General features: G+C 42.9%; 28 protein-coding genes. 23 read left to right on the forward strand and 5 right to left on the reverse strand.

Annotated elements, in window-relative coordinates; translation table 11 throughout:
- Positions 1-115: 115 nt before the first annotated feature.
- A complete protein-coding gene (locus BGP78_RS11735; RefSeq protein WP_119861563.1) occupies positions 116-793 on the reverse strand; it encodes a nitroreductase family protein in 678 nt (225 codons plus the stop codon).
- A gap of 118 nt (positions 794-911) precedes the next feature.
- Here BGP78_RS11735 and BGP78_RS11740 point away from each other — a divergent pair, with 118 nt between their 5' ends.
- Positions 912-1,583 carry a fumarylacetoacetate hydrolase family protein gene (locus tag BGP78_RS11740; RefSeq protein ID WP_310732134.1) on the forward strand — a complete coding sequence of 224 codons (672 nt, stop codon included), beginning with the start codon at positions 912-914 and terminating at the stop codon, positions 1,581-1,583.
- Here BGP78_RS11740 and BGP78_RS23050 read toward each other — a convergent pair.
- Together BGP78_RS23050 and BGP78_RS11750 are read right to left on the reverse strand one after the other, a co-directional pair.
- The gene (locus tag BGP78_RS23050; protein WP_119861564.1) at positions 1,509-2,153 is read right to left on the reverse strand and encodes a sulfite exporter TauE/SafE family protein; all 645 of its coding nucleotides are present in this window, start codon (positions 2,151-2,153) and stop codon (positions 1,509-1,511) included. The two genes, BGP78_RS11740 and BGP78_RS23050, sit on opposite strands and share 75 nt — an antisense overlap.
- Entirely contained in the window at positions 2,150-2,458 is a 309-nt protein-coding gene (locus BGP78_RS11750; protein ID WP_119861565.1) for a hypothetical protein, read from the reverse strand. Before BGP78_RS11750 ends, BGP78_RS23050 begins: the two co-directional genes overlap by 4 nt.
- A 185-nt stretch (positions 2,459-2,643) precedes the next feature.
- Between BGP78_RS11750 and purT the strand changes: the two genes are divergently transcribed.
- Positions 2,644-3,831 carry a formate-dependent phosphoribosylglycinamide formyltransferase gene (gene purT, locus BGP78_RS11755; RefSeq protein WP_119861566.1) on the forward strand — a complete coding sequence of 396 codons (1,188 nt, stop codon included), beginning with the start codon at positions 2,644-2,646 and terminating at the stop codon, positions 3,829-3,831.
- Positions 3,828-4,727 carry an aldo/keto reductase family oxidoreductase gene (locus tag BGP78_RS11760; RefSeq protein WP_119861567.1) on the forward strand — a complete coding sequence of 300 codons (900 nt, stop codon included), beginning with the start codon at positions 3,828-3,830 and terminating at the stop codon, positions 4,725-4,727. Before purT ends, BGP78_RS11760 begins: the two co-directional genes overlap by 4 nt.
- Before the next feature lie 52 nt (positions 4,728-4,779).
- Here the strand turns inward: BGP78_RS11760 and BGP78_RS11765 are convergent, their stop codons facing one another.
- Together BGP78_RS11765 and BGP78_RS11770 are read right to left on the reverse strand one after the other, a co-directional pair.
- The gene (locus BGP78_RS11765; RefSeq protein ID WP_119861694.1) at positions 4,780-5,451 is read right to left on the reverse strand and encodes a TorF family putative porin; all 672 of its coding nucleotides are present in this window, start codon (positions 5,449-5,451) and stop codon (positions 4,780-4,782) included.
- 266 nt (positions 5,452-5,717) lie between these two features.
- Positions 5,718-6,884: a hypothetical protein gene (locus BGP78_RS11770; protein WP_119861568.1), complete on the reverse strand. Its 1,167-nt coding sequence runs from the start codon at positions 6,882-6,884 to the stop codon at positions 5,718-5,720.
- A gap of 312 nt (positions 6,885-7,196) precedes the next feature.
- On the opposite strand from BGP78_RS11770, the gene BGP78_RS11775 reads away from it, so the two are divergent.
- From BGP78_RS11775 to acnB, 20 genes are all read left to right on the forward strand, one after another.
- Positions 7,197-9,149 (forward strand): AsmA family protein, encoded by a 1,953-nt coding sequence (locus tag BGP78_RS11775; RefSeq protein ID WP_119861569.1) that lies wholly within the window; start codon positions 7,197-7,199, stop codon positions 9,147-9,149.
- Between the two features lie 123 nt (positions 9,150-9,272).
- Positions 9,273-10,097 (forward strand): phytanoyl-CoA dioxygenase family protein, encoded by an 825-nt coding sequence (locus tag BGP78_RS11780; RefSeq protein ID WP_119861570.1) that lies wholly within the window; start codon positions 9,273-9,275, stop codon positions 10,095-10,097.
- A 432-nt stretch (positions 10,098-10,529) separates the two neighbouring features.
- The gene (rplN, locus tag BGP78_RS11785) at positions 10,530-10,898 is read left to right on the forward strand and encodes a 50S ribosomal protein L14 (RefSeq protein WP_010363768.1); all 369 of its coding nucleotides are present in this window, start codon (positions 10,530-10,532) and stop codon (positions 10,896-10,898) included.
- Positions 10,899-10,908: 10 nt separating this feature from the next.
- Positions 10,909-11,223 carry a 50S ribosomal protein L24 gene (gene rplX / locus BGP78_RS11790; protein ID WP_010363766.1) on the forward strand — a complete coding sequence of 105 codons (315 nt, stop codon included), beginning with the start codon at positions 10,909-10,911 and terminating at the stop codon, positions 11,221-11,223.
- A 15-nt stretch (positions 11,224-11,238) separates the two neighbouring features.
- On the forward strand, positions 11,239-11,778 hold the full coding sequence (gene rplE, locus BGP78_RS11795) for a 50S ribosomal protein L5 (RefSeq protein WP_119861571.1): 540 nt from the start codon (positions 11,239-11,241) through the stop codon (positions 11,776-11,778).
- A 10-nt stretch (positions 11,779-11,788) separates the two neighbouring features.
- Positions 11,789-12,094, forward strand: coding sequence for a 30S ribosomal protein S14 (gene rpsN / locus BGP78_RS11800; RefSeq protein ID WP_010363762.1), 306 nt, complete (start codon positions 11,789-11,791; stop codon positions 12,092-12,094).
- 21 nt (positions 12,095-12,115) lie between these two features.
- Entirely contained in the window at positions 12,116-12,508 is a 393-nt protein-coding gene (rpsH, locus tag BGP78_RS11805) for a 30S ribosomal protein S8 (RefSeq protein ID WP_119861572.1), read from the forward strand.
- Between the two features lie 13 nt (positions 12,509-12,521).
- The gene (gene rplF, locus BGP78_RS11810; RefSeq protein WP_010363759.1) at positions 12,522-13,052 is read left to right on the forward strand and encodes a 50S ribosomal protein L6; all 531 of its coding nucleotides are present in this window, start codon (positions 12,522-12,524) and stop codon (positions 13,050-13,052) included.
- Positions 13,053-13,061: 9 nt separating this feature from the next.
- Positions 13,062-13,412: a 50S ribosomal protein L18 gene (rplR, locus tag BGP78_RS11815; protein ID WP_010363756.1), complete on the forward strand. Its 351-nt coding sequence runs from the start codon at positions 13,062-13,064 to the stop codon at positions 13,410-13,412.
- Between the two features lie 9 nt (positions 13,413-13,421).
- Positions 13,422-13,928 (forward strand): 30S ribosomal protein S5, encoded by a 507-nt coding sequence (gene rpsE / locus BGP78_RS11820; RefSeq protein ID WP_010363754.1) that lies wholly within the window; start codon positions 13,422-13,424, stop codon positions 13,926-13,928.
- Between the two features lie 6 nt (positions 13,929-13,934).
- On the forward strand, positions 13,935-14,117 hold the full coding sequence (gene rpmD / locus BGP78_RS11825) for a 50S ribosomal protein L30 (RefSeq protein WP_016710201.1): 183 nt from the start codon (positions 13,935-13,937) through the stop codon (positions 14,115-14,117).
- 5 nt (positions 14,118-14,122) lie between these two features.
- Entirely contained in the window at positions 14,123-14,557 is a 435-nt protein-coding gene (gene rplO, locus BGP78_RS11830) for a 50S ribosomal protein L15 (protein ID WP_010363750.1), read from the forward strand.
- Positions 14,558-14,568: 11 nt separating this feature from the next.
- The gene (gene secY, locus BGP78_RS11835; RefSeq protein WP_010363748.1) at positions 14,569-15,897 is read left to right on the forward strand and encodes a preprotein translocase subunit SecY; all 1,329 of its coding nucleotides are present in this window, start codon (positions 14,569-14,571) and stop codon (positions 15,895-15,897) included.
- Positions 15,898-15,920: 23 nt separating this feature from the next.
- Positions 15,921-16,034 carry a 50S ribosomal protein L36 gene (gene rpmJ / locus BGP78_RS11840; RefSeq protein WP_002959476.1) on the forward strand — a complete coding sequence of 38 codons (114 nt, stop codon included), beginning with the start codon at positions 15,921-15,923 and terminating at the stop codon, positions 16,032-16,034.
- Between the two features lie 126 nt (positions 16,035-16,160).
- A complete protein-coding gene (gene rpsM / locus BGP78_RS11845) occupies positions 16,161-16,517 on the forward strand; it encodes a 30S ribosomal protein S13 (RefSeq protein ID WP_010363725.1) in 357 nt (118 codons plus the stop codon).
- Positions 16,518-16,530: 13 nt separating this feature from the next.
- A complete protein-coding gene (gene rpsK / locus BGP78_RS11850) occupies positions 16,531-16,917 on the forward strand; it encodes a 30S ribosomal protein S11 (protein ID WP_010363724.1) in 387 nt (128 codons plus the stop codon).
- A 21-nt stretch (positions 16,918-16,938) separates the two neighbouring features.
- The gene (gene rpsD, locus BGP78_RS11855) at positions 16,939-17,559 is read left to right on the forward strand and encodes a 30S ribosomal protein S4 (RefSeq protein WP_119861573.1); all 621 of its coding nucleotides are present in this window, start codon (positions 16,939-16,941) and stop codon (positions 17,557-17,559) included.
- Between the two features lie 24 nt (positions 17,560-17,583).
- Positions 17,584-18,570, forward strand: a complete 987-nt coding sequence (locus BGP78_RS11860; RefSeq protein WP_010363720.1) for a DNA-directed RNA polymerase subunit alpha — start codon at positions 17,584-17,586, stop codon at positions 18,568-18,570.
- Positions 18,571-18,609: 39 nt separating this feature from the next.
- Positions 18,610-19,008 carry a 50S ribosomal protein L17 gene (rplQ, locus tag BGP78_RS11865; protein ID WP_010363718.1) on the forward strand — a complete coding sequence of 133 codons (399 nt, stop codon included), beginning with the start codon at positions 18,610-18,612 and terminating at the stop codon, positions 19,006-19,008.
- A gap of 999 nt (positions 19,009-20,007) precedes the next feature.
- Complete coding sequence (gene acnB, locus BGP78_RS11870; RefSeq protein ID WP_119861574.1) at positions 20,008-22,605, forward strand: bifunctional aconitate hydratase 2/2-methylisocitrate dehydratase; 2,598 nt, start codon at positions 20,008-20,010, stop codon at positions 22,603-22,605.
- Positions 22,606-22,639: the final 34 nt, after the last annotated feature.

The following is a 22,639-nucleotide window of genomic DNA, read 5'->3' on the forward strand; positions in this document are numbered from 1 at the left end:
GTTACTCATAAAGTATATAGTCAAAGTGAAGCTTGTGTAAAAAGACATAGACCTATTGCAATAAGAGGCGTTCGCTGAACGTGTTAGTGATTTCACGGCCAGCGAGATTAGCGCGTTACAAAATGGTTGCGATCTCTTCGAAGGGTTTTTTGACTAATGCATGCTCTGGCACACTCGCATTCTCACTGGGGTAACCGGCGATTAAGAGCATATAAGGGCGTTCATTATCACGATCACGGCCACAAATATCGGTAAGAAAGCTCATTGGCTTCGGTGTATGTGTTAAGGTTGCGAGGCCTGCATTATGTAATGCTTGAATTAAAAATCCAGTCGCGAGTCCAACTGATTCATGAACATAGTAATTGGTATTTTTATCTTCGCTTTGGATCCCGCCTTTTTTCTGGCTGAATACAGCAATAAGCCATGGTGCATGCTCTAAATACGGTTTTTGCGCGTCGGTCCCGAGTGGCTTTAATGCATCTAACCATTCTTCGCCTGCTCTGCCTTCATAAAATGAACGCTCAAGATCTTCAGCAGCTTGGCGAATTTGCTTTTTGACATCAAGACTGTTGATCGCAACAAAGTGCCAAGGTTGATGATTTGCGCCACTGGGAGCTGTTGCGGCTGTCTTTATGCATGCTTCTATGATCTCTTGTGGTACAGGACGGTCACTAAAACTGCGGATGGAGTGACGGCGCTTAGTATTTGCGAGGAAGTCATTGGCGCGTTGTAACATTTCATCTTGTGGGTACTCAATAAAGTCACTTAAGGCGACATTGGCATGGTCTTGCATAGGATTACCTGTTTATTTTAGTTAGTATAATGCAAGTTATAACCTGTGCTGTGCCTAGGTGCAATATGCGTTAGTAATCTGTTAATTTATGATGTAATTAATTAAATACAGGGAGTAAATGAATATGTTGTATCAAGCGACATGGGATGATGGTAGAACCGTTGATTTACCTATGGGAAAGGCTGTATGTGTGGGTCGAAATTATGTTGCTCATGCACAAGAGCTAAATAACCCTATTCCTGATGAACCATTGCTATTTATGAAACCCAGTAGCAGCTTCCAAGCATTTGACAGCGAAGTGAAATTACGTGAGGACTTAGGCCAACATCACTATGAAGCTGAATTAGTCATCCTGATTGGCAGTGTTGTTGACAGAGATACTGTGAATTATGCTGATGCTATGATTGGCGTTGGTTTAGGGTTGGATTTAACATTACGTGATGTACAAACCCGCTTAAAAAGCCAAGGATTACCGTGGGAGCGGGCGAAAGCTTACGATGGGAGTTGTGCATTGACGCCTTTTACACCGGTATCAAAGCATCACAACTTACACAACAGTGAATATCGTTTTTGGATTAATGGTGAGCTCAAACAACAAGGTGACACTTCTTTGATGATCAACTCCGTTGAGGCACTCATAGCAAACATTACGCAGGTTTTTTCACTCTACCCTGGTGATATTGTGATGACCGGAACTCCAGCAGGTGTTGGTGCACTAGCACACGGTGATAAGCTCCAGCTGCAGTATGAAAACGGTGCAAAATACTACAGTACCGCGATAATTACTTAGGTAGAGTTTACGGCTTAGGGGGGATCCGTCGGCTAATGAGTCCGGTCGAGGTGATGATATTCTGCACTCTAGGCTTATAGCGTGTAAAAAATATCTCGACTTTATAAGCCCACCTAATGGTGCGCCTAAGGCGACAACAGGTGCTGCAAAAAACCAACTTGTTATCACAAATGACGAAGGGACATAGTTACTAGATAGTATAAGTATAGATCCAATTATTGCGTTGGCTGCCATGAGAGCAACGGTTGTTGGGATCACTTTTTTTGCAGGTTGTTTCATCAAAATTACATAGTAAAAGAACAACAGTGTATCGGCTCCAGCTCCTAAAAAACCGCTAATCAACCCGCCAATAAAAGCCGCTGTGGCAAGTTTTTTGCGTGCAAAAATGAGAGCATGCGTCCTAGGGGGATGAGTGAAGCTATCAAGCAATATAATTGCAACCAGGAGTAAAAAACAGGTGTATATATGTTTAATAACTAGACCGCTTTCGATATTAATAAACAAGCATGCAAACTGCCCCAAAACGGAAAAAGTAAGCGCATAACTTAGCGTTTTCCAGTCAATTTCTATTTTTTACTAATAAAAAAGAGTGTTGCAAATGACATACCTATAGACTGAATGAACAGTGAAAATACTTTTGCGTCTTCTGCAGGTACCGCAAGTACTTTAGTTAATATAGGGAAAGCAACGGCCCAGCCGCCTAATGGTGTTGATCCCGCGACGAATGAGCCGAATAACATCGTTAAGCCCGTTTTCCAGCTGGCTGTGAGTTGTTCAGCATTGAAATGTAGATAATAATTACTAGCCCAAAATAATAGCCCGACGAAAAGCGTAAACCAGTAGAGTTTCGAAACTCTAGGTTTTATATTTAACATTTGAAACACCTTGTTTACTTTGTGCGAGTATTGTGCCTGTTCTCTCTACATGTTTCAAGGTAGGTTAATTATTGGCCACGATAAAAGTTTGTTATCAGGTATCTCTTACAGTAATAAATATTTACTACTCAAGTATTTATACATCGGGCATTATAAAGCTTGCTGATACCCTACCAAGGAAAAAAATGAAAATTAAAAAGTTAGGCACACCTTTTTCAGCCACCGCATGCAAAGTGATGTTGTGTGGTGGTGGAGAGTTAGGTAAAGAAGTGGTGATTGAGTTCAAACGCTTAGGCTGTGAAGTCATCGTACTCGATAGATATGAACACGCCCCAGCGATGCAAGTGGCAGATAGGTCTTATGTCTTATCTATGCTAGATGGTGAGCAGCTTGAGAAAATTATTCAATTAGAGCAACCAGATTACATTGTGCCAGAGATAGAAGCCATTGCGACGGATAAACTAGTTGCATTAGAAGAGCAAGGTTTTACGGTGGTACCTAGCGCTAAGGCAACACAGCTCACTATGAATAGAGAGGGTATTCGTCGTTTGGCCGCTGAGGAGTTAAATATCCTCACGTCAGAATATCAATTTGTTGATACCTTTGATGATTTTCAGCGTGCTATAGAAGCCATTGGTTTTCCGTGTGTAGTAAAGCCAATCATGAGCTCTTCAGGTAAAGGGCAAAGTGTGGTTAAGCATGCTCAAGATATAGCGCAAGCATGGCAATATGCGCAAGAAGGGGGCAGAGCTGGACAAGGTCGAGTGATTGTTGAAGGTTTTGTTGATTTTGATTATGAGATCACGTTATTGACCGTCAGGCATGTAGAGGGAACCAGCTTTTGTGAGCCGATAGGGCATGTACAAAAAAGTGGTGACTATCAGCAAAGTTGGCAACCACAGGCAATGAGCAAGTTAGCACTGGAGCGCAGCAAAGAAGTCGCTACCTTGGTCACTGATACGTTAGGTGGGCGTGGGCTGTTTGGCGTGGAATTGTTTGTTAAAGGTGATGAAGTCTTTTTTAGTGAGGTATCTCCTCGACCACATGATACCGGCATGGTTACTTTAATCTCACAAGACTTGAGTGAATTTGCGTTACATGTACGAGCCATATTAGGGCTGCCAATTCCCAATATTAGTTTTTATGGGCCTTCCGCATCGAGCGTTATTTTAGTGACGGGTGAATCAAGTCAAGTGATATTTGGCAATGTTGCGCATGGTTTGAGTTTAGCAAATACAGATATACGGTTATTTGGTAAGCCAGAAGTTCAAGGAACTCGGCGAATGGGAGTTGCTTTAGCGCGAGATACAGATGTGCAGCTGGCTGTTGATAAAGCCAAAGAAGTGGTTAGTAGGTTGGAGGTGACCATATGAGTGAAGGGAAAAGTAAACGCGTAGTCGAGCCATTTGTGATGGGGTTCTGGCGTTTATTAGATTGGCAATTGTCTGAACAGCAATGTGTGTCGTTTTTGAAAGAGTGTATTGAGCTGGGTGTAACCCATACAGATCATGCCGATATTTATGGTCAATACGAGTGTGAAGCTGCATTTGGTGCCGCACTAAAACTAGCGCCCAGTATTCGAGATGAAATAAAGATTATTACCAAATGTGGCATTCGTCCGGCACTGGCTAAAAAAGGGCTGGCTGGGAAAGCAAATCATTATGACTCAAGCAAGGCGCATATAATAGCGTCTGTGCAGCAATCATTGCAGCATTTTAATACCGATAGAATTGACGTATTACTGATCCACCGACCTGATTATTTAATGCGTGCCGATGAAGTTGCAGAAGCTTTTCAGCAATTAAAACAGCAAGGCGATGTGCTACATTTTGGCGTCTCTAATTTTTCACCCTCGCAATTATCACTATTACAATCGCGATGCGATTTTCCTTTGGTGACCAATCAACTTGAGTGCTCACCCTATGAAATGGCAGCATTAGAGAACGGCACGTTAGACCAATGCCAAGAATTAGATATTTCACCTATGTTTTGGTCGCCTTTGGCAGGTGGTAAGCTATTTAGTCGTGATGATGAAAAAGCATTACGATTACAAGCTGTATTACGGCAGGTTGGCGAGGAAATTGGCGCAACGTCTTTAGACCAAGTGGTGTATTGTTGGTTATCGACTTTACCAAGTAAACCGTCGATTGTATTGGGCACCGGAAATATTGACCGAGTGAGCGCTGCGACTAAGAGCCAATTACTGACGATGAATCCAGAGCAGTGGTATCGGATATGGCAATCCTCAACAGGCCATAGTGTGCCTTAAAGTTTTTTAAAGGCCCTGATGGGCCTTTTTTGGTTGCTGTGTGAGTATGACTCTATAGTTCAAAGTCGAGTCCATAACTCACGTACGCTTTAATATCATCATCAGCGTCTAGGTCTGTTTTAACAAAGCCAAGAGTAAAGCCATTTTTAGCAATGCTTACCCCGTAATCCATATAGCTATCATCTTCACCAGTCCACTCCATAACGGTGTCGCCACTTGATTGGCCGATATGAAATGCGAGTTCTGTCTCATTTAAAATTGTAAAGCTGGCGCCTAACTCTAAATACAGCATTTCTTCTTCAGTACTTTGATCTTCTTGTGCGTGAGTCAGGTAACTTGCTTTAAAGCTCAACCATTGCCAGCTTAACGCACCATATAGCTCGCCAAAATCACTGCTTCCTGATGCATCTGGGTAAGCGTAGTGGATATAACCAACATCGTAGCCTAAGTCACCTTGGGTACCAGTAAAGCCTGCATATAAATCTAATTCGTAACTTGTTTTGTTACCAAAATCAACATTGGAGACCCAAGTACCCGCGTAAAAGCCTGAGTCATCGCTATAGTCAATTCCGCCCGAGACAGCTGAGCCATCTTTGGTTTGGGTGATCCCGCGCCAAAAATAATTGGAACTGGCGGCTACGTTCGCAGTGACTTCTGCCACGCTATGAAATGATGTTGTACTTAATAATGATGCTGTAACTATGAGTGGTAGTAGTTTTTTCATTGTTATTCCTTGATGCGCTAGAGATGTACAGAATTCAGCAATAATTGCGCCATGTGCAATAAGTTGCATTATTTTTAATTCATTACATTGATGTATAGCTGATTTTTTTATTCTTGCTAGGGCGGAAAGTAAAGTTGTTGGGAAAAATTTGACCTTACGTGGTGCAACGACTTTTAGCGTTGCACTGAGATGTTGCATTAATTTTAGAGGTTTTTATTAAAGCACGATATATGGCACTAATATGAAGTGCCATATATCATATGAGGCTAGCCAAATATGGCACGCATTAATGAGATGGTTTCATCAACACTACGGCCTTTTTCTACTTCAGAGACAATCGAGTCACGCTTATCGCGAATATGCTGTGGGATAGATTCATCGCTTAAAGCGCGGTCAACTAATATTTCAGCCGACTCTTTACCACGGCGAACTGATTTTTTAGCGCCAGAGCTTGTACTTCTCGTTGGCTTGTTTAGTAGTTTTATATAATTAGATTGATTGGCAGTGTCTTTATCTGCATGGTAAAACCAACAAGGGATCAGGGCCTTTATACCTGCAAGCTGCTGCTCAAATTCATCTGCTGCCGAGGTCATCGTAAACCAAGGCATCGCGTGAATTGTTTTGACGATATCAGTCCAGTAACGTTCGAAGTCACGGTTATTGAGTTTGGTAATGCCTAAAGCCGAGCATAGTGCATCTAGTTTCGTGTTGGCTATCGGCGTAAACACATCAGGGCGACGCATGGCTAGTAACCGAGTAGCAGGGGCCAAAGTTGGTTTTTCTTCACTGTTGGCAAAAGCTGTTAGGTAAGCAATCATGAACTGCTGGTAATCTTGCTCGCTCACAGGTCCTTCAAGTGGAATGTGTGCCAGTGCAACATCAAACTCTCCGGGGAAGTCTGCAAACAGTTGATGGAAGCCTTTGGCATTTTTTGTCGAGGCAAACCATTCAACATCAAAGTTGTATACGCTTGGGTCTAAAGAGGCAGCATGTTTACCACTGAATGCAAGCCTATCTTCTACAATCATGTCTTTAAGCGGTGTTGCACGTAATGTCGCGATATAGTCAGTGAGCTTTAGTTGTTCTTCTAGTGCTAGCACTTCACTATGCTGAGAAACAAAACCAGTCAGTACCGGCCAAGGCGCAACACGCAAGGTTTTAAGCTGTAAAAAGCTGATAGCGGAAGTAAGCTGATCTTGTAACTTTTTGACAATGGGTAACTGGTGGTCATCGAGTAAATCAAAATTGATGCGATTTTTTGCAACATCATGTAGTTCATAGCACCAACTTAAAAAGTCTTCTGGATGCTGCTCTACTTTTACTGCCATCAAGTTTAAGCTTATCTCAGTGGCTTGTTTTAATATATTTTGGTAAATCTGACTTTCTTGTTCACCTAGAGCCATTTTCGACGGGGAAATAAGCAACTTCTTCATACTGGCTGGCGCCTCCACACATAAGCATATTTTTATCATTACAGTTTAGCTAATGGTTCGCAAAACTGACAAGGTGGTGGATCATACCGAAGAATGTGAAAGTTACAATCATCGATATAAAGAATTGTACATCGTAAATGGCGTAGTGATAGAGAGTGAGCACATGAGTAGCGCATTATTACTGTGAAATATAAGGTTTTCAATTACCTCCATATGAGGGTAAACCACACTCTCTCACAAACTCATTGATGATTTTATACCGCACCAAGGCTACTATATAGGCATAGCGCAATGAGACTGATAGGGAAAGATATGAACGCAGTAGTTAAAATTGTTGGCGGTGTGGCTGTCGTTGTGGTTGGCGTAGCTGTAGCAGCTCCGTTTTTAGTGCCAACGCAGACGATAATTGATCAAATTTCTAAACAGGTGGAGTCTACAACGGGTAGGACTTTACAAATCGCAGGTGATAGTGAAGTATCAATATTGCCCAGCTTAAATGTCACGTTAAACAATGTTCGCTTCTCCAATATGACGACGGGCAGTACTGAGGATATGCTCTCTATGGAGCAATTGTCAGTACATATACCTTGGCTTTCGTTATTGTCAGGTGAAGCCAAATTAGAGCGGTTTGTTATTAATAACCCGACAATCACGCTTGAGACTGATAAACAGGGTCAGCCTAACTGGCAGTTATTTCCGACACAAGACAACCTTCCTACATCGACACAGACAACAACGACGCAACAGCCTTCAGCGGTGTCATTACCGAGTGGTTTTGATGTCAGTCTAGGTGAAGTCGCCATTTATGGTGGTTCAATTACTTACATTGATGGCCAAACTGGCGTTCAACATAGTGTTAATGAACTTGATTTAAGTATTCAGCTCCCGTCTTTATACAAAGCACTTACAGTTAATGGTGCGATCACTTATCAATCACAAAAATTTGCATTAATGTCGGTGGTTGATACACCGGCAAAGGCGATTGTAGGAGAGGCGTTTAACATTGAACAGCGCCTTAGCTCACAACTGTTGAATCTTGAATTTAATGGGGTGGTCGCACACCAGGGTAAAGACATTCAAGGCGAATTAACCCTTGCAGGTGAGTCAGTGAAAGCGATAACCCAGTGGCAGAATATTGCGCTCCCAGCCAAAGATAACGCATTTAATCAGTTTAGCGTTGCGGGAAGTATGTCGTTTGTTGATAATACGTTTACGCTTAACTCGTTGGTTGCTAAGTTAGATGAGTTAGAAATAAAAGGGCAAAGTAAAATTGTATTAGGAACGAAACCTAATATTAACGCCAATATTGATTTAGGCATGTTAGATTTAAACCCTTACCTTCCTGACCCTGCGGCGGCGCCAGCGCCCGACAAGCCCGATGCGCAAACACCGAGTCAACCCATTGTATGGGATGATACGCCAATTGATTTATCGGCATTAGGGCAAGTCAACGCAGATATTGTGGTGCGCTCCACGGGTTTAAAAGCGCACGATATTACTTTGGGGAAAAACCAGTTTTCATTACAGCTTAAAAACAGTGTTGCACAACTAGGCCTTGATGAGTTTAACGCTTATGACGGTACAGGCAAAGGCAGTGTTAAAGTAAATGCTGATGTAACGCCTTATAAAATAGCAACAAATTTTGCGTTGAAAAACATCAATGCAGAACCGTTACTTACTGATGCGGTCGGGTTTGATAAAGTTCTGGGTAAAGGCAGTATTGATTGGAATTTAACAACCCAAGGCCAAAGCCAAAAACAATTTGTATCAGCGCTTGCCGGTAACATGGCATTTAGCTTTAAAGATGGGGGCGTTAAAGGCGCTAATATTGCTCAAATGACCCGCAAAGCCAAAGAAATGCTCAAAGGCGATTTTTCTTCATTAAAAGACGGATTAAATGCAGATTATGATCCGCAGCAGAAAACAGACTTTTCCGCGTTAACAGGTAGTTTTGTATTTAAAGACGGTGTTGGCCGCAATAATGATTTGAGTTTAGCGAGCCCATTAATACGCATTACTGGCTCGGGTGAGGTTGATTTACCGAACACTAATGTGAACTATCGCTTGGTTACCGGTATTGTTGATACGGTTGAAGGTCAAGCAAGTGCAGATAAAAGTACGGGCTTTAAAGTGCCATTGCGCATTAAGGGGCCTTTTCATAAAGTGGATGTCAGTTTAGATATAAGCAGTGCCGCCAAAGAGAACGTGAAAGACAAATTAAAAGATAAACTCAAAGATAAGTTCAAAGGGCTATTTGGTGGCTAATACTCGATAGAGTATAGAGTATAGAGTATAGAGTATAGAGTATAGAGTATAGAGAATAATGAATAGAGGCCAAACGTAGGTCTCTATTTATATTTAGTGCAGTATTACAAGGAATGCATATCGATGAGTACATTGTTGAAAAGTAAGTTTGAACACCAAGGGTATGCGGTGATCAAGCAGGGTATTGAGCCTGAATTACTATCACACCTTCAACAGCAGGCGCAATCCTTGCTGCGCGATGCTAAAGAACTTGCAATGCAAGGTCGCGGTTTGATGCATATTGCTTTATCTCAGTATAAAGGCGATTCGTCGGTGTTACGCATTAACAACTTATTTGAGTATCAACTTAACTTTGCACGTTTACTGACACATCCGACTATTATTGGGGCGGCGGAGTTATTGATTGGTGAGCCGGTATTGCCTGTTTATGAGTCTATGGTGATCAAAAATACTACGAGTAATGAGGCATTTGATTGGCACAGAGATATGCAGGCGCGAGCTGATGATGCCGCCATCATTACGATGGGGATTTATTTAAACGATTCATTTGCAGAGCAAGGTGCTTTGAAGGTGATCCCTGGATCACATTTAATGCACGACAGCGTGTCTGAAATCAAAGATAGGCTTCAGTTAGGTAACATATCGAGTCAAGATATCGCGGTACAAGCTGGCGATATTGTTATTCATCACGTCAATACCGTACATGGTTCGGACAAGCAAGCAGCGAGTCACCTTAGACGCACAATATATTTTGAGTTTAGATCTCTATCACATTTAAGGAGTAACCCGCGTTTTAGTGATAATTGGCTTGAAAAGCGACAAGCACTCTGTGAACAACTCAAAGTAAAATCATTCAAGGAGGTAGATACTGAGGTAACAGTGTTGCCGATGGGCTTTTATGATGAACAGATTAAGATTGAAGCTGCTGAATATAGCTTTGCGTTTTAATTTATCATTGGTCACTGGTATTAGTCGTCGATATTGGTAATCAATAGAAACGTTATTTTTGCCGTGTTCATGTTAATTAGACCCAAAGACAGGGTTCTTTAGTCATTTTCTTTGTTAAATAAAGCAATATAATCTTACAGAAGAAATTATTTTTCTCTGCATTAATAATGCTGGTTACTTTTTAATCTGTTGTGTATCAATAGCTTTATGGCTTGAAAAACTAACTGCTTGTCCTCATATCAGAAAAGTACTCAGTGAAAGTCAGTGGAATACGCCAATTAATTAAAAATTGAACTATCCAACCTAGTACTTTGCTGGTACAATTGCCCGCCCTTGAACGACAATCTAATTGTTTTTTGAGTGGTATTTAATCGAAGTGCTTTGATTTTAAACAAATTAAAGCGTGTTAAAACTACACCGGAGCTCATTCAGATGATCCAAATGCAAACTCAGCTGGACGTTGCTGATAACAGCGGCGCTCGCAAAGTGCAGTGTATAAAAGTCCTTGGTGGTTCGCACCGTCGCTATGCAGCGATTGGTGACATCATTAAAGTTTCTGTTAAAGAAGCAATTCCTCGCGGTAAAGTGAAGAAAGGTGATGTTAAAAACGCGGTAGTTGTGCGTACTAGAAAAGGCGTTCGTCGTCCAGACGGTTCTTTGATCCGTTTCGATAGCAATGCGGCTGTTATCTTAAATGATAGCTTACAGCCTGTTGGTACTCGTATCTTCGGCCCTGTGACTCGTGAACTGCGTACTGAAAAGTTCATGAAGATCGTTTCACTAGCCCCAGAAGTACTATAAGGAATCTATCATGGCAGCAAAAATCCGTCGTGATGACGAAGTAATCATACTAGCCGGTAAAGACAAAGGTAAGCGCGGAAAAGTGCTTTCAGTTGTAACTGAAGCTGGTCGAGTATTTGTCGAAGGCATTAACTTAATCAAGAAGCACCAAAAGCCTGTTCCGCAGTTGCAGCAAGCTGGTGGTATTGTTGAGAAAGAAGCGTCAGTCGACGTATCAAACGTTGCGATCTTCAACCAGGAAACTGGTAAAGCGGATCGTGTAGGTTTCAAGATTGAAGACGGTAAGAAATTACGTATCTTCAAATCTACTGGTAAAACTATCTAATAGTTGGAGTAGACGATGGCGAAACTGCATGAAGTATATAAAGACAAAGTAGTAGCTGAACTTCAAGAGAAGTTTGGTTTCAGCTCTGTTATGCAAGTCCCTCAGATCGAAAAGATCACATTAAACATGGGTGTGGGCGAAGCCCTAGCTGACAAGAAAATTCTAGAAAACGCTGTAAACGATCTAGAAGCAATCTCTGGTCAGAAAGCGCTTATCACGAAAGCACGTAAGTCAGTAGCTGGCTTCAAGATTCGTGAAGGCTACCCAATTGGTTGTAAAGTAACCCTACGTGGCGAGCGTATGTGGGATTTCTTTGAGCGTTTAGTCTCAATTGCAATGCCTCGTATTCGTGACTTCCGCGGTGTAAGTGCTAAGTCTTTTGACGGACGTGGTAACTACTCTATGGGCGTACGTGAGCAAATCATCTTCCCAGAAATCGATTATGATAAAGTAGACCGTGTTCGCGGTATGGATATCACAATCACGACTTCTGCGAAAACTGATGAGGAAGGCCGTGCGTTGTTAGAAGCGTTTAACTTCCCATTTAAGAAATAAGGGTAGGGTTATGGCAAAGAATTCTATGAAAGCGCGCGAAGCAAAGCGCACTAAATTAGTTGCTCAGTTCGCTGAAAAGCGTGCGGCACTAAAAGCTATCATTTCTGATGTTAATGCATCAGAAGATGATCGTTGGGATGCGGTATTAAAGCTACAAGCTCTACCGCGTGATTCTAGCCCTGCACGTCAACGTAATCGTTGTAACATTACGGGCCGCCCACATGGTTTCCTTCGTAAATTCGGCATGAGCCGTATTAAAGTTCGCGAAGCAGCTATGCGCGGTGAAATTCCTGGCCTTAAAAAGGCTTCTTGGTAATAGAATCACGGGAGTAAGACAATGAGCTTGCAAGATCCTATTGCGGATTTGTTCACACGTATCCGTAACGGTCAGACTGCGAAGAAGGTTGCTGTTGCAATGCCTACTTCAAAGCTGAAAGTAGCAGTTGCAAAGGTACTTAAAGACGAAGGTTTCATTACTGACTTCGCTGTATCTAGTGACGTAAAAGCAGAATTGACTATCGAATTAAAATATTTCGAAGGTAAAGCTGTTATTGAAAACATCCAGCGTGTTAGTCGCCCAGGTCTACGTATCTATAAGAAACGTGACGCGTTACCAAAGGTAATGGGTGGTCTAGGTATCGCTATCGTATCAACTTCTCAAGGCTTGATGACAGACCGTGCCGCACGTAGTGCTGGTGTTGGTGGTGAAATCATTGGCTTTGTAGCTTAATCGGAGGGGAACAATGTCTCGTATAGCGAAGGCTCCAATTTCAGTTCCTGCCGGTGTAGAAGTTACAATTAAAGGCCAGGACATCACAGTTAAAGGCAAAAACGGTGAGTTGACTCGTACTATTAACAACGCTGTTGAAGTAACTCTTACTGATAACGTGATCACAACTACACCTCGTGAAGTTGCGAACGCATGGGCACAAGCAGGTACTGCTCGTGCACTTATCAACAACATGATTGTTGGTACGAATGAAGGTTATGAGAAGAAACTTCAGTTAATCGGTGTTGGTTATCGTGCGGCAGTTAAGGGTAAAGTATTAGACTTAACTCTTGGCTTTTCACACCCAGTTAATTTCGAGATCCCAGCGGGTATCACGATTGAAACTCCAAGCCAAACTGAGATTCTTGTTAAGGGCGCAGATAAGCAGGTTGTTGGTCAAACAGCTGCTAACATTCGCGCATACCGTGCACCAGAGCCTTATAAAGGTAAAGGTGTTCGTTATGCAGACGAACATGTGCGTCGTAAAGAAGCCAAGAAGAAGTAAGGTAAGACGATGGATAAAAAAACAGCTCGTCTACGTCGTGCTAAACGCACACGTAGAAATTTTATTGAACAAGGCACAACGCGTCTTGTTATCCACCGCACGCCACGTCACATTTACGCTCAGGTAGTTAATGCTGAGGGTACTGTACTGGCTGCTGCTTCTACTGTTGAGAAAGCAATTAGCGAAACAGTTACAGGTACAAGCAACGTTGCTGCAGCACAAGCTGTAGGTAAAGCGGTTGCTGAACGTGCAGCTGACAAAGGCATAGCAAAGCTAGCTTTTGATCGCAGTGGCTTTAAATATCACGGCCGTGTGAAGGCGCTAGCTGATGCTGCGCGTGAAGCCGGTTTGCAATTCTAGGAGTAGACAATGGCTAACGTAGAAGCAAAGCAACAACAGCCTGATTTAGCTGAAAAGCTAATTGCGGTGAACCGTGTGTCTAAAGTAGTTAAAGGTGGTCGTATCTTTAGCTTCACTGCACTAACAGTAGTTGGTGACGGCGCAGGTAAAGTAGGTTTTGGTTACGGTAAAGCACGTGAAGTACCAGCTGCTATTCAAAAAGCAATGGAAAAAGCGCGTCGTAACATGATCAACGTTGATCTTAACGGTAACACACTGCAACACCCTATCAAGGGTCGTCACGCAGGTTCACAAGTGTTCATGAAACCAGCATCTGAAGGTACTGGTATCATCGCAGGTGGCGCAATGCGTGCAGTATTAGAAGTTACGGGCGTACAGAACGTTCTTTCTAAATGTTACGGTTCAACTAACCCAATCAACGTTGTTCGTGCAACAATTTCAGCTCTAGAGAACATGAATTCTCCAGAGGGTATTGCTGCAAAACGTGGTTTGACTGTTGAACAGATTCAGGGGTAATTAACCATGGCTAATAAAACTGTAAAAGTTACACAAGTAAAGAGCTCTATCGGTCGTTTACCGAAGCATAAAGCTACTTTACGTGGCCTTGGTTTACGTCGTATCAATCACACTGTTGAGTTGGAAGACACAGCATGTGTGCGTGGTATGATCAACCAAGTTTCATACATGGTTAAGGTTGAGGGGTAATTCGAATGCATTTGAATACACTTTCTCCTGCTGCAGGTTCAAAAACTGCCGCTAAACGTGTTGGTCGTGGTATCGGTTCTGGTCTTGGTAAGACTGGTGGTCGTGGTCACAAAGGTCAAAAGTCACGTTCTGGCGGTAAAGTACGCGTTGGTTTCGAAGGCGGTCAAATGCCTATGCAACGTCGTCTACCTAAGTTCGGTTTCACTTCACGCAAATCACTAGTATCTGCTGAAGTAAACCTATACGAAATCGCTAAAGTTGAAGGCGATGTGGTAGACCTAAGCGCGCTACAGGCAGCTGGTCTAGTTAAAAAGAACGTTTTGTTCGTTAAAGTTGTTAAATCTGGCGAAGTTTCACGCGCAGTTACCGTTAAAGGCCTTAAGGCTTCTAAAGGTGCTCGCGAAGCTATTGAAGCTGCCGGAGGCAAGGTAGAAGACTAAGGAAGTACACAATGGCTAAACCAGGTCAAGATATGCAAAGTGCACAAAGTGGGCTTTCGGAACTGAAGCGTCGATTACTATTTGTATTGGGTGCTATCATTATTTACCGTTTGGGTTCATTTGTGCCGATCCCTGGGATTGACGCCGCTGTACTTGCCGAGTTCTTCGAGCAACAAAAGGGCACCATTGTTGAAATGTTCAACATGTTCAGCGGTGGTGCGCTTGAGCGAGCTTCGGTATTGGCACTCGGTATTATGCCTTATATTTCGGCTTCGATTATTATGCAGCTATTAACGCACATACATCCTGCGATGATAGAGCTTAAGAAAGAAGGCGAACAAGGTCGTAAGAAGATAAGTCAATATACGCGTTATGGCACGCTCGTGCTTGCTACATTCCAATCAATTGGTATTGCCACTGGCTTACCAAGCATGATGGACGGGTTAGTTGTTAACCCTGGTTTTGGTTTCTACTTCACCGCTGTGGTGAGTTTAGTAACTGGTACTATGTTCCTTATGTGGTTGGGTGAACAAATTACAGAACGTGGTATCGGTAACGGTATCTCTGTACTGATATTTGTTGGTATTGTAGCTAACCTGCCGTCTGCGATTGGTTCGACAGCTGAAATGGCGCGCCAAGGTGATTTGCATGTTTTAGCACTGCTATTGATTGCGGTAATCGTATTCGCTGTTACTTATCTTGTTGTGTTCTTTGAACGTGGTCAACGACGTATTGTTGTTAACTACGCAAAACGCCAACAAGGTCGTCAGGTATTTGCTGCTCAAAGTACGCATTTACCACTGAAAGTAAACATGGCGGGTGTTATTCCACCAATCTTTGCTAGCAGTATAATTCTGTTCCCTGGTACTATAGCAAGCTGGTTCGGCCAAGGTGAAGGTCCGGTCGCTGATGTGCTACAAGCTATCTCTGCAGTGTTGACTCCTGGTCAGCCTCTGTATGCGATGGTACTAGCCGCGGCTATTATCTTCTTCTGCTTCTTCTACACTGCGTTGGTATTTAACCCGCGTGAGACAGCAGATAACCTGAAAAAATCTGGCGCTTTTATCCCAGGTATTCGTCCCGGTGAGCAGACATCTAAATACATTGATAAAGTGATGACACGCCTGACATTGGCAGGTGCTTTGTATATAACCTTTATCTGTCTGGTGCCCGAGTTTATGACCATGGCATGGCAAACGCCATTCTACTTCGGCGGTACATCAATTTTGATTATCGTTGTTGTGATCATGGACTTCATGGCACAAGTACAAACTCATATGATGTCTCATCAATATGATTCTGTGCTTAAAAAAGCAAACCTTAAAGGCTATAGCCGATAAGGTTATTTTCACGGAGTTGAGCAATGAAAGTACGTGCTTCCGTTAAGAAAATCTGCCGTAACTGTAAAGTTATCAAACGTGCTGGTGTAGTACGAGTGATATGCAGTGAGCCTAAGCATAAGCAAAGGCAAGGCTAATAAACTCATGCAGGCTAAGTAATACTACTTGGCCTGTGTTTTTAAATGTGGTTCGGTCTTCGTTTGAGTATCCTTACGGGCTTTTCAAACAGATGGGAATCGAATCGAAATATAGGAGATGTGTTAGTGGCCCGTATCGCTGGCATTAACGTCCCTGATCATAAGCATGCAGTAATTGGTTTAACTGCTATCTATGGTGTAGGTAAAACTCGCTCTAAGGCTATCTTAGCAGCGACTGGTATCGCCGAAAATACTAAAATCGGTGAGCTTTCAGACGAAACACTTGACGTACTTCGTGAAGAAGTAGGTAAGTACACTGTTGAAGGTGATCTTCGTCGTGAAGTGACTTTAAACATCAAGCGTCTTATGGACCTTGGTTGTTTCCGTGGCTTACGTCATCGTCGTTCGTTACCACTTCGTGGTCAACGTACTAAGACTAACGCGCGTACTCGTAAGGGTCCTCGCAAGCCTATCAAAAGATAAGGTGAGGTAAGTTATGGCTAAAGCACCAATTCGTCGTAAAAAGGTTAAAAAGCAAGTTGTTGATGGTATGGCACACGTTCATGCATCATTCAATAACACGATTGTAACCATCACTGACCGTCAAGGTAATGCTCTTTCTTGGGCGACTGCAGGTGGTTCTGGTTTCCGTGGTTCTCGTAAGTCTACTCCGTTCGCTGCACAGGTTGCTGCTGAGCGTGCAGGTACTGCTGCACAAGAGTACGGTCTTAAGAACCTAGAAGTATTCATTAAAGGACCAGGTCCAGGCCGTGAGTCTGCTGTTCGTGCTTTGAATGCTGCTGGTTACCGTATCACAAACATCACTGACGTGACGCCAATTCCACACAATGGTTGTCGTCCACCGAAGAAACGTCGCGTATAACAATAGGTTAGGAGAAAGAACATGGCAAGATATTTGGGCCCTAAGCTCAAGCTGAGTCGTCGTGAAGGTACTGACCTGTTCCTTAAGAGCGGCGTGAGAGCAATCGACTCAAAGTGTAAACTTGAGACAGCACCTGGTCAGCATGGCGCACGTAAAGGTCGTCTATCAGATTACGGTTTACAGTTACGTGAAAAGCAAAAAGTTCGTCGTATCTACGGTGTACTTGAAAAGCAATTCCGCAACTACTACAAAGATGCTGCTCGCCTAAAAGGTAATACTGGTGAAAACCTATTACAACTTTTAGAGCAACGTTTAGATAACGTAGTTTACCGTATGGGCTTTGCAAGCACACGTGCTGAAGCACGTCAGCTAGTAAGCCACAAATCGGTAATGGTTAATGGTCGTGTTGTAAATATTCCTTCATTCGTAGTTACTCCAGAAGATACTGTAGTAATTCGTGAGAAGTCTAAAAAGCAAGCACGTATCATTGCAGCTCTAGAGTTGGCTGAGCAACGTGAGAAGCCTACTTGGGTTGAAGTTGACGGTAAGACATTGGAAGGTAGCTTCAAGCGCCTACCAGAGCGTTCTGATCTGTCTGCGGACATTAACGAACAATTAATCGTCGAACTTTACTCGAAGTAAAGTTAAGAGTTAAGAGAGGATAAAATGCAGGGTTCTGTAACTGAGTTCCTAAAGCCAAGATTAGTCGATATCGACGCTATCAACCCTACGCGTTCTAAAGTTGTTTTAGAACCACTTGAGCGTGGCTTTGGTCACACTTTGGGTAACGCTTTACGCCGTATACTACTTTCGTCTATGCCAGGATGTGCAGTAACTGAAGTTGAAATTGATGGTGTATTGCATGAGTACAGCGCGAAAGAAGGCGTACAAGAAGACATCATTGAAATTTTGTTAAACCTTAAAGGTTTAGCTGTATCTCTAGAAGGTAAAGATGAAGTTTTTCTTACCCTGACAAAATCTGGTGTAGGCCCTGTGACAGCGGCAGACATTCAGCACGATGGAGATGTAACAATCGCCAACCCAGATCACATTATTTGTCATTTAACGGCAGGTAATAGCGATATCAACATGCGTATTCGTGTTGAGCGCGGTCGTGGTTATGTGCCAGCGTCTAGTCGTTTATCCTCTGATGACGATGAGCGTCCAATCGGCCGTCTGTTGCTTGATGCATCATTCAGTCCGGTTGAACGTATTGCGTACTCGGTTGAATCAGCCCGTGTTGAGCAACGTACAGATTTAGACAAGTTAATCATTGATATGGAAACAAACGGTACATTAGATCCTGAAGAAGCGATCCGCCGTGCGTCTACTATCTTAGCTGAGCAATTAGATGCATTCGTAGACTTACGTGATGTTTCTGAGCCAGAAGAGAAAGAAGAGAAGCCAGAATTCGATCCTATTCTGCTTCGTCCAGTTGATGATCTTGAGCTAACAGTACGTTCAGCAAACTGTCTGAAAGCCGAGCAAATTCAATATATCGGTGACTTAGTACAGCGTACTGAAGTTGAGCTTCTGAAAACACCAAATCTTGGTAAGAAGTCTTTGACTGAAATAAAAGATGTACTGGCTTCACGTGGTCTTTCTCTAGGCATGCGCCTAGAAAATTGGCCTCCGGCAAGCTTAGCTGAATAAGCTAAGTTACTATATTAGTTTAGTTAGAAGGATAGGGTCATGCGCCATCGTAAGAGTGGTCGTCAATTAAACCGTAACAGCAGCCATCGTAAAGCGATGTTCAGCAATATGGCTAGTTCATTGGTGAAGCACGAAATCATCAAAACAACTGTGCCTAAAGCGAAAGAGTTACGCCGTGTAATTGAACCTTTAATCACACTGGCTAAGACTGACAGTGTAGCAAACCGTCGTTTAGCGTTTGCTCGCACGCGTGATAATGAAGTAGTTGGTAAGTTATTCAGCGAACTTGGTCCTCGTTTCGAAGGCCGTCCAGGTGGTTACACTCGTATTCTTAAGTGTGGCTTCCGTGCTGGTGATAATGCACCAATGGCTTATGTTGAGCTTCTAGGTCGTCCAGCGACTGAAGAAACTCAAGAAGACGCGCAGTCTGCAGAGTAAGTCTTGTAGAAGACACTAAAAAAGCCGAGCAATAGCTCGGCTTTTTTGTATCTGCTTTTTAGGTTATAGAGCCACACCCACCTCTAAATTACCTCTTTTGAAACACTACTGTATTGGCAGTGACTCCTTTTTCCTATACCAATTACATTAATTAAAACATTGTTTAATGAGGGAGTTCATAAACATAGGGTTGCTATAATTAGCTTTCGATAATAAAACCAGCTCAGGGATTCGATGCCTTTATTTATTGGGGTCGTAGTCACTTAAACGATATCGTTCTCGAGAGACTATCTATTTTTATCTAGCAGCACTTAAGCGAAGCGATATTTATTTTTTGTCTTTCTATCGAAGCTTAGGACCATAACAATTATGCTCACCACTTTTTACCCTTACACTTTTTAGTGTTCTCACTGTTGTCTTCCAGACATAGGTCAGGATCCAGAAAACGCATGCCCATCTGCTTTGTTATAGTCATTCATTTAAGACTTTTTTAAGCACATTATTTATTTAAGATATTATCTATATTTCTATTGGTCATGTTTTAACTTAAGGGTATAGATGTTTTATGTTCGATATAGTGGGAGGATGAATGGCGCTTATTTTGGTAATAGTTGGCTAGCTATAAGTGGGGTATCAAGACAAACTCTCTGAATGTAATATTCACTTTTTTAGCGTGAATCGTAAAAGGCTAAACAAGGCCCTGTTTTTAGCTACTAAGGTATATAGAATAGCAAAGGGGTTAAAACCAAAGAAATTCACCAATAATCAATGTACTTATCTATACAATTACGAATGATTACCAATCCGAGTACATTCACAAAAATAGAGCCTCTTTAGTATTTATATTCATCATATTTATAATGAGTATAAAGACCTGCCACCGTTGTTTCATTCTCATCTCGCTGTAAACGCCATATACTAAGTCTTAGAATCTATGGTCATACTATGTTGAGTTGATAGACATGTTATGCCAGTTCACGTCATCAAGAGGGTAAAATTATGCTTCAAGAATATCGTCAACACGTCGAAGAACGTGCAGAGCTTGGGATAGTACCTAAGCCATTAGATGCGCAGCAAACCGCAGATCTCATCGAGCTTGTTAAGTCGCCGGCAGCAGGTGAAGAAGAGTTCATTCTCGATTTATTCGTTAATCGAGTACCACCTGGGGTGGATGATGCTGCCTATATTAAAGCGGGTTTCTTAGCAGCTATCGCAAAAGGTGATACACAATCACCACTTATAACAAAAGCGTATGCAGCAGAGCTACTTGGCTCTATGTTAGGTGGCTACAATATAGCACCTATGATCGAATTACTAGACGATGAGACTTTGGCGCCCATTGCTGTTAAAGGCTTATCGCATACGTTATTAATGTTTGACGCATTTTACGATGTAGAAGAAAAAGCAAAAGCTGGTAACAAATTTGCTCAACAAGTGATTGAATCTTGGGCTAACGCACAGTGGTTTACCGATAAACCAGCCGTTGCCGAAAAGATCTCTGTTACCGTATTTAAAGTAACGGGAGAAACCAACACTGATGATTTATCTCCCGCACCAGATGCGTGGTCTCGTCCAGATATTCCTTTGCATGCGCTGGCGATGCTCAAGATTGAGCGAGAAGGTATTCACCCCGAAAAGTCAGGTGAAATTGGCCCAATTACGCAATTAGAAACGCTTAAAAAACAGGGTCTACCGTTAGCCTATGTTGGGGATGTGGTAGGGACGGGGTCATCACGTAAGTCCGCAACTAACTCCGTATTGTGGTTCATGGGAGATGATATTCCTTTCGTGCCAAATAAACGCGTAGGTGGCGTCTGTTTAGGTGGAAAAATAGCGCCTATCTTCTTCAATACAATGGAAGACTCCGGTGCACTGCCGATTGAACTGCCGGTCGAAGAGCTGCACATGGGAGATCAAATTGACATTTACCCTTACGAAGGCCTAGTTAAGCGCCATGGTACGGATGAGGTACTCTCTACATTTTCATTCAAATCAGAAGTTATTCTTGATGAAGTGCGTGCAGGTGGTCGCATACCTTTGATCATAGGTCGAGGTTTGACCGATAAAGCTCGGGCTTCATTAGGGCTTGAAGCCGAAACGATTTTTCGTAAACCAGTAGAAGCCCAAGCGTCCTCAAAAGGCTTTACGTTAGCGCAGAAAATGGTGGGTAAAGCGTGTGGTGTTGATGGTGTGCGCCCAGGCCAATATTGTGAGCCTAAAATGACGACTGTAGGCTCGCAAGACACTACCGGCCCAATGACACGTGATGAGTTAAAAGACTTAGCATGTCTTGGCTTCTCCGCTGATTTAACCATGCAGTCGTTCTGCCATACTTCAGCGTACCCTAAACCCATTGATGTGAATACTCATCATACTTTGCCAGACTTTATAATGAACCGCGGTGGGGTGTCGTTACGTCCAGGTGACGGTGTCATTCACTCTTGGTTAAATCGCATGTTGTTACCTGACACAGTGGGAACTGGGGGAGATTCGCATACACGTTTTCCACTGGGGATTTCTTTTCCTGCTGGCTCTGGCGCGGTGGCTTTTGCGGCGGCGACAGGGGTTATGCCCCTTGATATGCCTGAATCAATCCTAGTGCGCTTTAAAGGTGAGATGCAGCCTGGGATCACACTACGTGATTTAGTGCATGCGATTCCGTATTACGGTATTAAGCAAGGGCTATTAACCGTTGAGAAAAAGGGTAAAATTAATGAGTTTTCTGGTCGAGTGCTTGAAATTGAAGGTGTTGAGCATTTAACCGTTGAGCAAGCATTTGAACTCTCTGATGCGTCAGCTGAGCGTTCAGCGGCAGGGTGTGCGGTTAAGCTTTCTGAAGCGTCAATTGCAGAATATCTTAATTCAAACATTGTGATGCTGAAGTGGATGATCTCGCAAGGCTATGGAGATGTTCGTACGATTGAACGTCGTATTACAAAAATGCAAGAATGGTTGGCTAACCCTGAGTTGATGCAAGCAGATCCTGATGCAGAGTATGCCCACGTGATTGACATTGATTTGGCCGATATTAAAGAGCCCATTTTATGTGCCCCGAATGACCCAGATGACGCACGTTTATTATCAACTGTGCAAGGGGAGTCAATAGATGAAGTGTTTATCGGTTCATGTATGACTAATATTGGTCATTTTCGTGCAGCAGGTAAATTGTTAGATAACTATGGCGGCCGATTACCCACTCAGCTTTGGGTTGCGCCACCGACTAAAATGGACAAAGATCAACTTACCGACGAAGGCTATTATGGTATTTTTGGTCGAGTAGGCGCACGCATCGAAACGCCAGGTTGTTCGTTATGTATGGGGAATCAAGCTCGGGTTGCAGATAAAGCAACCGTGGTATCAACTTCAACGCGTAATTTCCCGAATCGTTTAGGGACTGGTGCTAACGTGTTTTTAGCGTCAGCTGAGCTAGCTGCGGTCGCTGCCATTATTGGTAAACTCCCCACGCCCGCCGAGTATCAAGATTATGCGCAACAGATCAACGCAACCGCCGCTGATACTTATCGTTACCTCAACTTTCATAAAATGCCTCAATACACACAAAAAGCAGATGACGTGATCATCCAGCAAGCTGTGTAGCCTTTTTGAGCAATAGAGCCGGCAAAATGCCGGC

The organism is Pseudoalteromonas sp. MSK9-3, from assembly GCF_003590335.1.
Taxonomy (GTDB): domain Bacteria; phylum Pseudomonadota; class Gammaproteobacteria; order Enterobacterales; family Alteromonadaceae; genus Pseudoalteromonas.

Bases quoted from the DNA above. Each gene is read 5' to 3' on its own strand.
- BGP78_RS11735 (WP_119861563.1), bottom strand. From the start codon at position 793: ATGCAAGACCATGCCAATGTCGCCTTAAGTGACTTTATTGAGTACCCA.
- BGP78_RS11740 (WP_310732134.1), top strand. From the start codon at position 912: ATGAATATGTTGTATCAAGCGACATGGGATGATGGTAGAACCGTTGAT.
- BGP78_RS11750 (WP_119861565.1), bottom strand. From the start codon at position 2,458: ATGTTAAATATAAAACCTAGAGTTTCGAAACTCTACTGGTTTACGCTT.
- purT (WP_119861566.1), top strand. From the start codon at position 2,644: ATGAAAATTAAAAAGTTAGGCACACCTTTTTCAGCCACCGCATGCAAA.
- BGP78_RS11760 (WP_119861567.1), top strand. From the start codon at position 3,828: ATGAGTGAAGGGAAAAGTAAACGCGTAGTCGAGCCATTTGTGATGGGG.
- BGP78_RS11765 (WP_119861694.1), bottom strand. From the start codon at position 5,451: ATGAAAAAACTACTACCACTCATAGTTACAGCATCATTATTAAGTACA.
- BGP78_RS11770 (WP_119861568.1), bottom strand. From the start codon at position 6,884: ATGAAGAAGTTGCTTATTTCCCCGTCGAAAATGGCTCTAGGTGAACAA.
- BGP78_RS11775 (WP_119861569.1), top strand. From the start codon at position 7,197: ATGAACGCAGTAGTTAAAATTGTTGGCGGTGTGGCTGTCGTTGTGGTT.
- BGP78_RS11780 (WP_119861570.1), top strand. From the start codon at position 9,273: ATGAGTACATTGTTGAAAAGTAAGTTTGAACACCAAGGGTATGCGGTG.
- rplN (WP_010363768.1), top strand. From the start codon at position 10,530: ATGATCCAAATGCAAACTCAGCTGGACGTTGCTGATAACAGCGGCGCT.
- rplX (WP_010363766.1), top strand. From the start codon at position 10,909: ATGGCAGCAAAAATCCGTCGTGATGACGAAGTAATCATACTAGCCGGT.
- rplE (WP_119861571.1), top strand. From the start codon at position 11,239: ATGGCGAAACTGCATGAAGTATATAAAGACAAAGTAGTAGCTGAACTT.
- rpsN (WP_010363762.1), top strand. From the start codon at position 11,789: ATGGCAAAGAATTCTATGAAAGCGCGCGAAGCAAAGCGCACTAAATTA.
- rpsH (WP_119861572.1), top strand. From the start codon at position 12,116: ATGAGCTTGCAAGATCCTATTGCGGATTTGTTCACACGTATCCGTAAC.
- rplF (WP_010363759.1), top strand. From the start codon at position 12,522: ATGTCTCGTATAGCGAAGGCTCCAATTTCAGTTCCTGCCGGTGTAGAA.
- rplR (WP_010363756.1), top strand. From the start codon at position 13,062: ATGGATAAAAAAACAGCTCGTCTACGTCGTGCTAAACGCACACGTAGA.
- rpsE (WP_010363754.1), top strand. From the start codon at position 13,422: ATGGCTAACGTAGAAGCAAAGCAACAACAGCCTGATTTAGCTGAAAAG.
- rpmD (WP_016710201.1), top strand. From the start codon at position 13,935: ATGGCTAATAAAACTGTAAAAGTTACACAAGTAAAGAGCTCTATCGGT.
- rplO (WP_010363750.1), top strand. From the start codon at position 14,123: ATGCATTTGAATACACTTTCTCCTGCTGCAGGTTCAAAAACTGCCGCT.
- secY (WP_010363748.1), top strand. From the start codon at position 14,569: ATGGCTAAACCAGGTCAAGATATGCAAAGTGCACAAAGTGGGCTTTCG.
- rpmJ (WP_002959476.1), top strand. From the start codon at position 15,921: ATGAAAGTACGTGCTTCCGTTAAGAAAATCTGCCGTAACTGTAAAGTT.
- rpsK (WP_010363724.1), top strand. From the start codon at position 16,531: ATGGCTAAAGCACCAATTCGTCGTAAAAAGGTTAAAAAGCAAGTTGTT.
- rpsD (WP_119861573.1), top strand. From the start codon at position 16,939: ATGGCAAGATATTTGGGCCCTAAGCTCAAGCTGAGTCGTCGTGAAGGT.
- BGP78_RS11860 (WP_010363720.1), top strand. From the start codon at position 17,584: ATGCAGGGTTCTGTAACTGAGTTCCTAAAGCCAAGATTAGTCGATATC.
- rplQ (WP_010363718.1), top strand. From the start codon at position 18,610: ATGCGCCATCGTAAGAGTGGTCGTCAATTAAACCGTAACAGCAGCCAT.
- acnB (WP_119861574.1), top strand. From the start codon at position 20,008: ATGCTTCAAGAATATCGTCAACACGTCGAAGAACGTGCAGAGCTTGGG.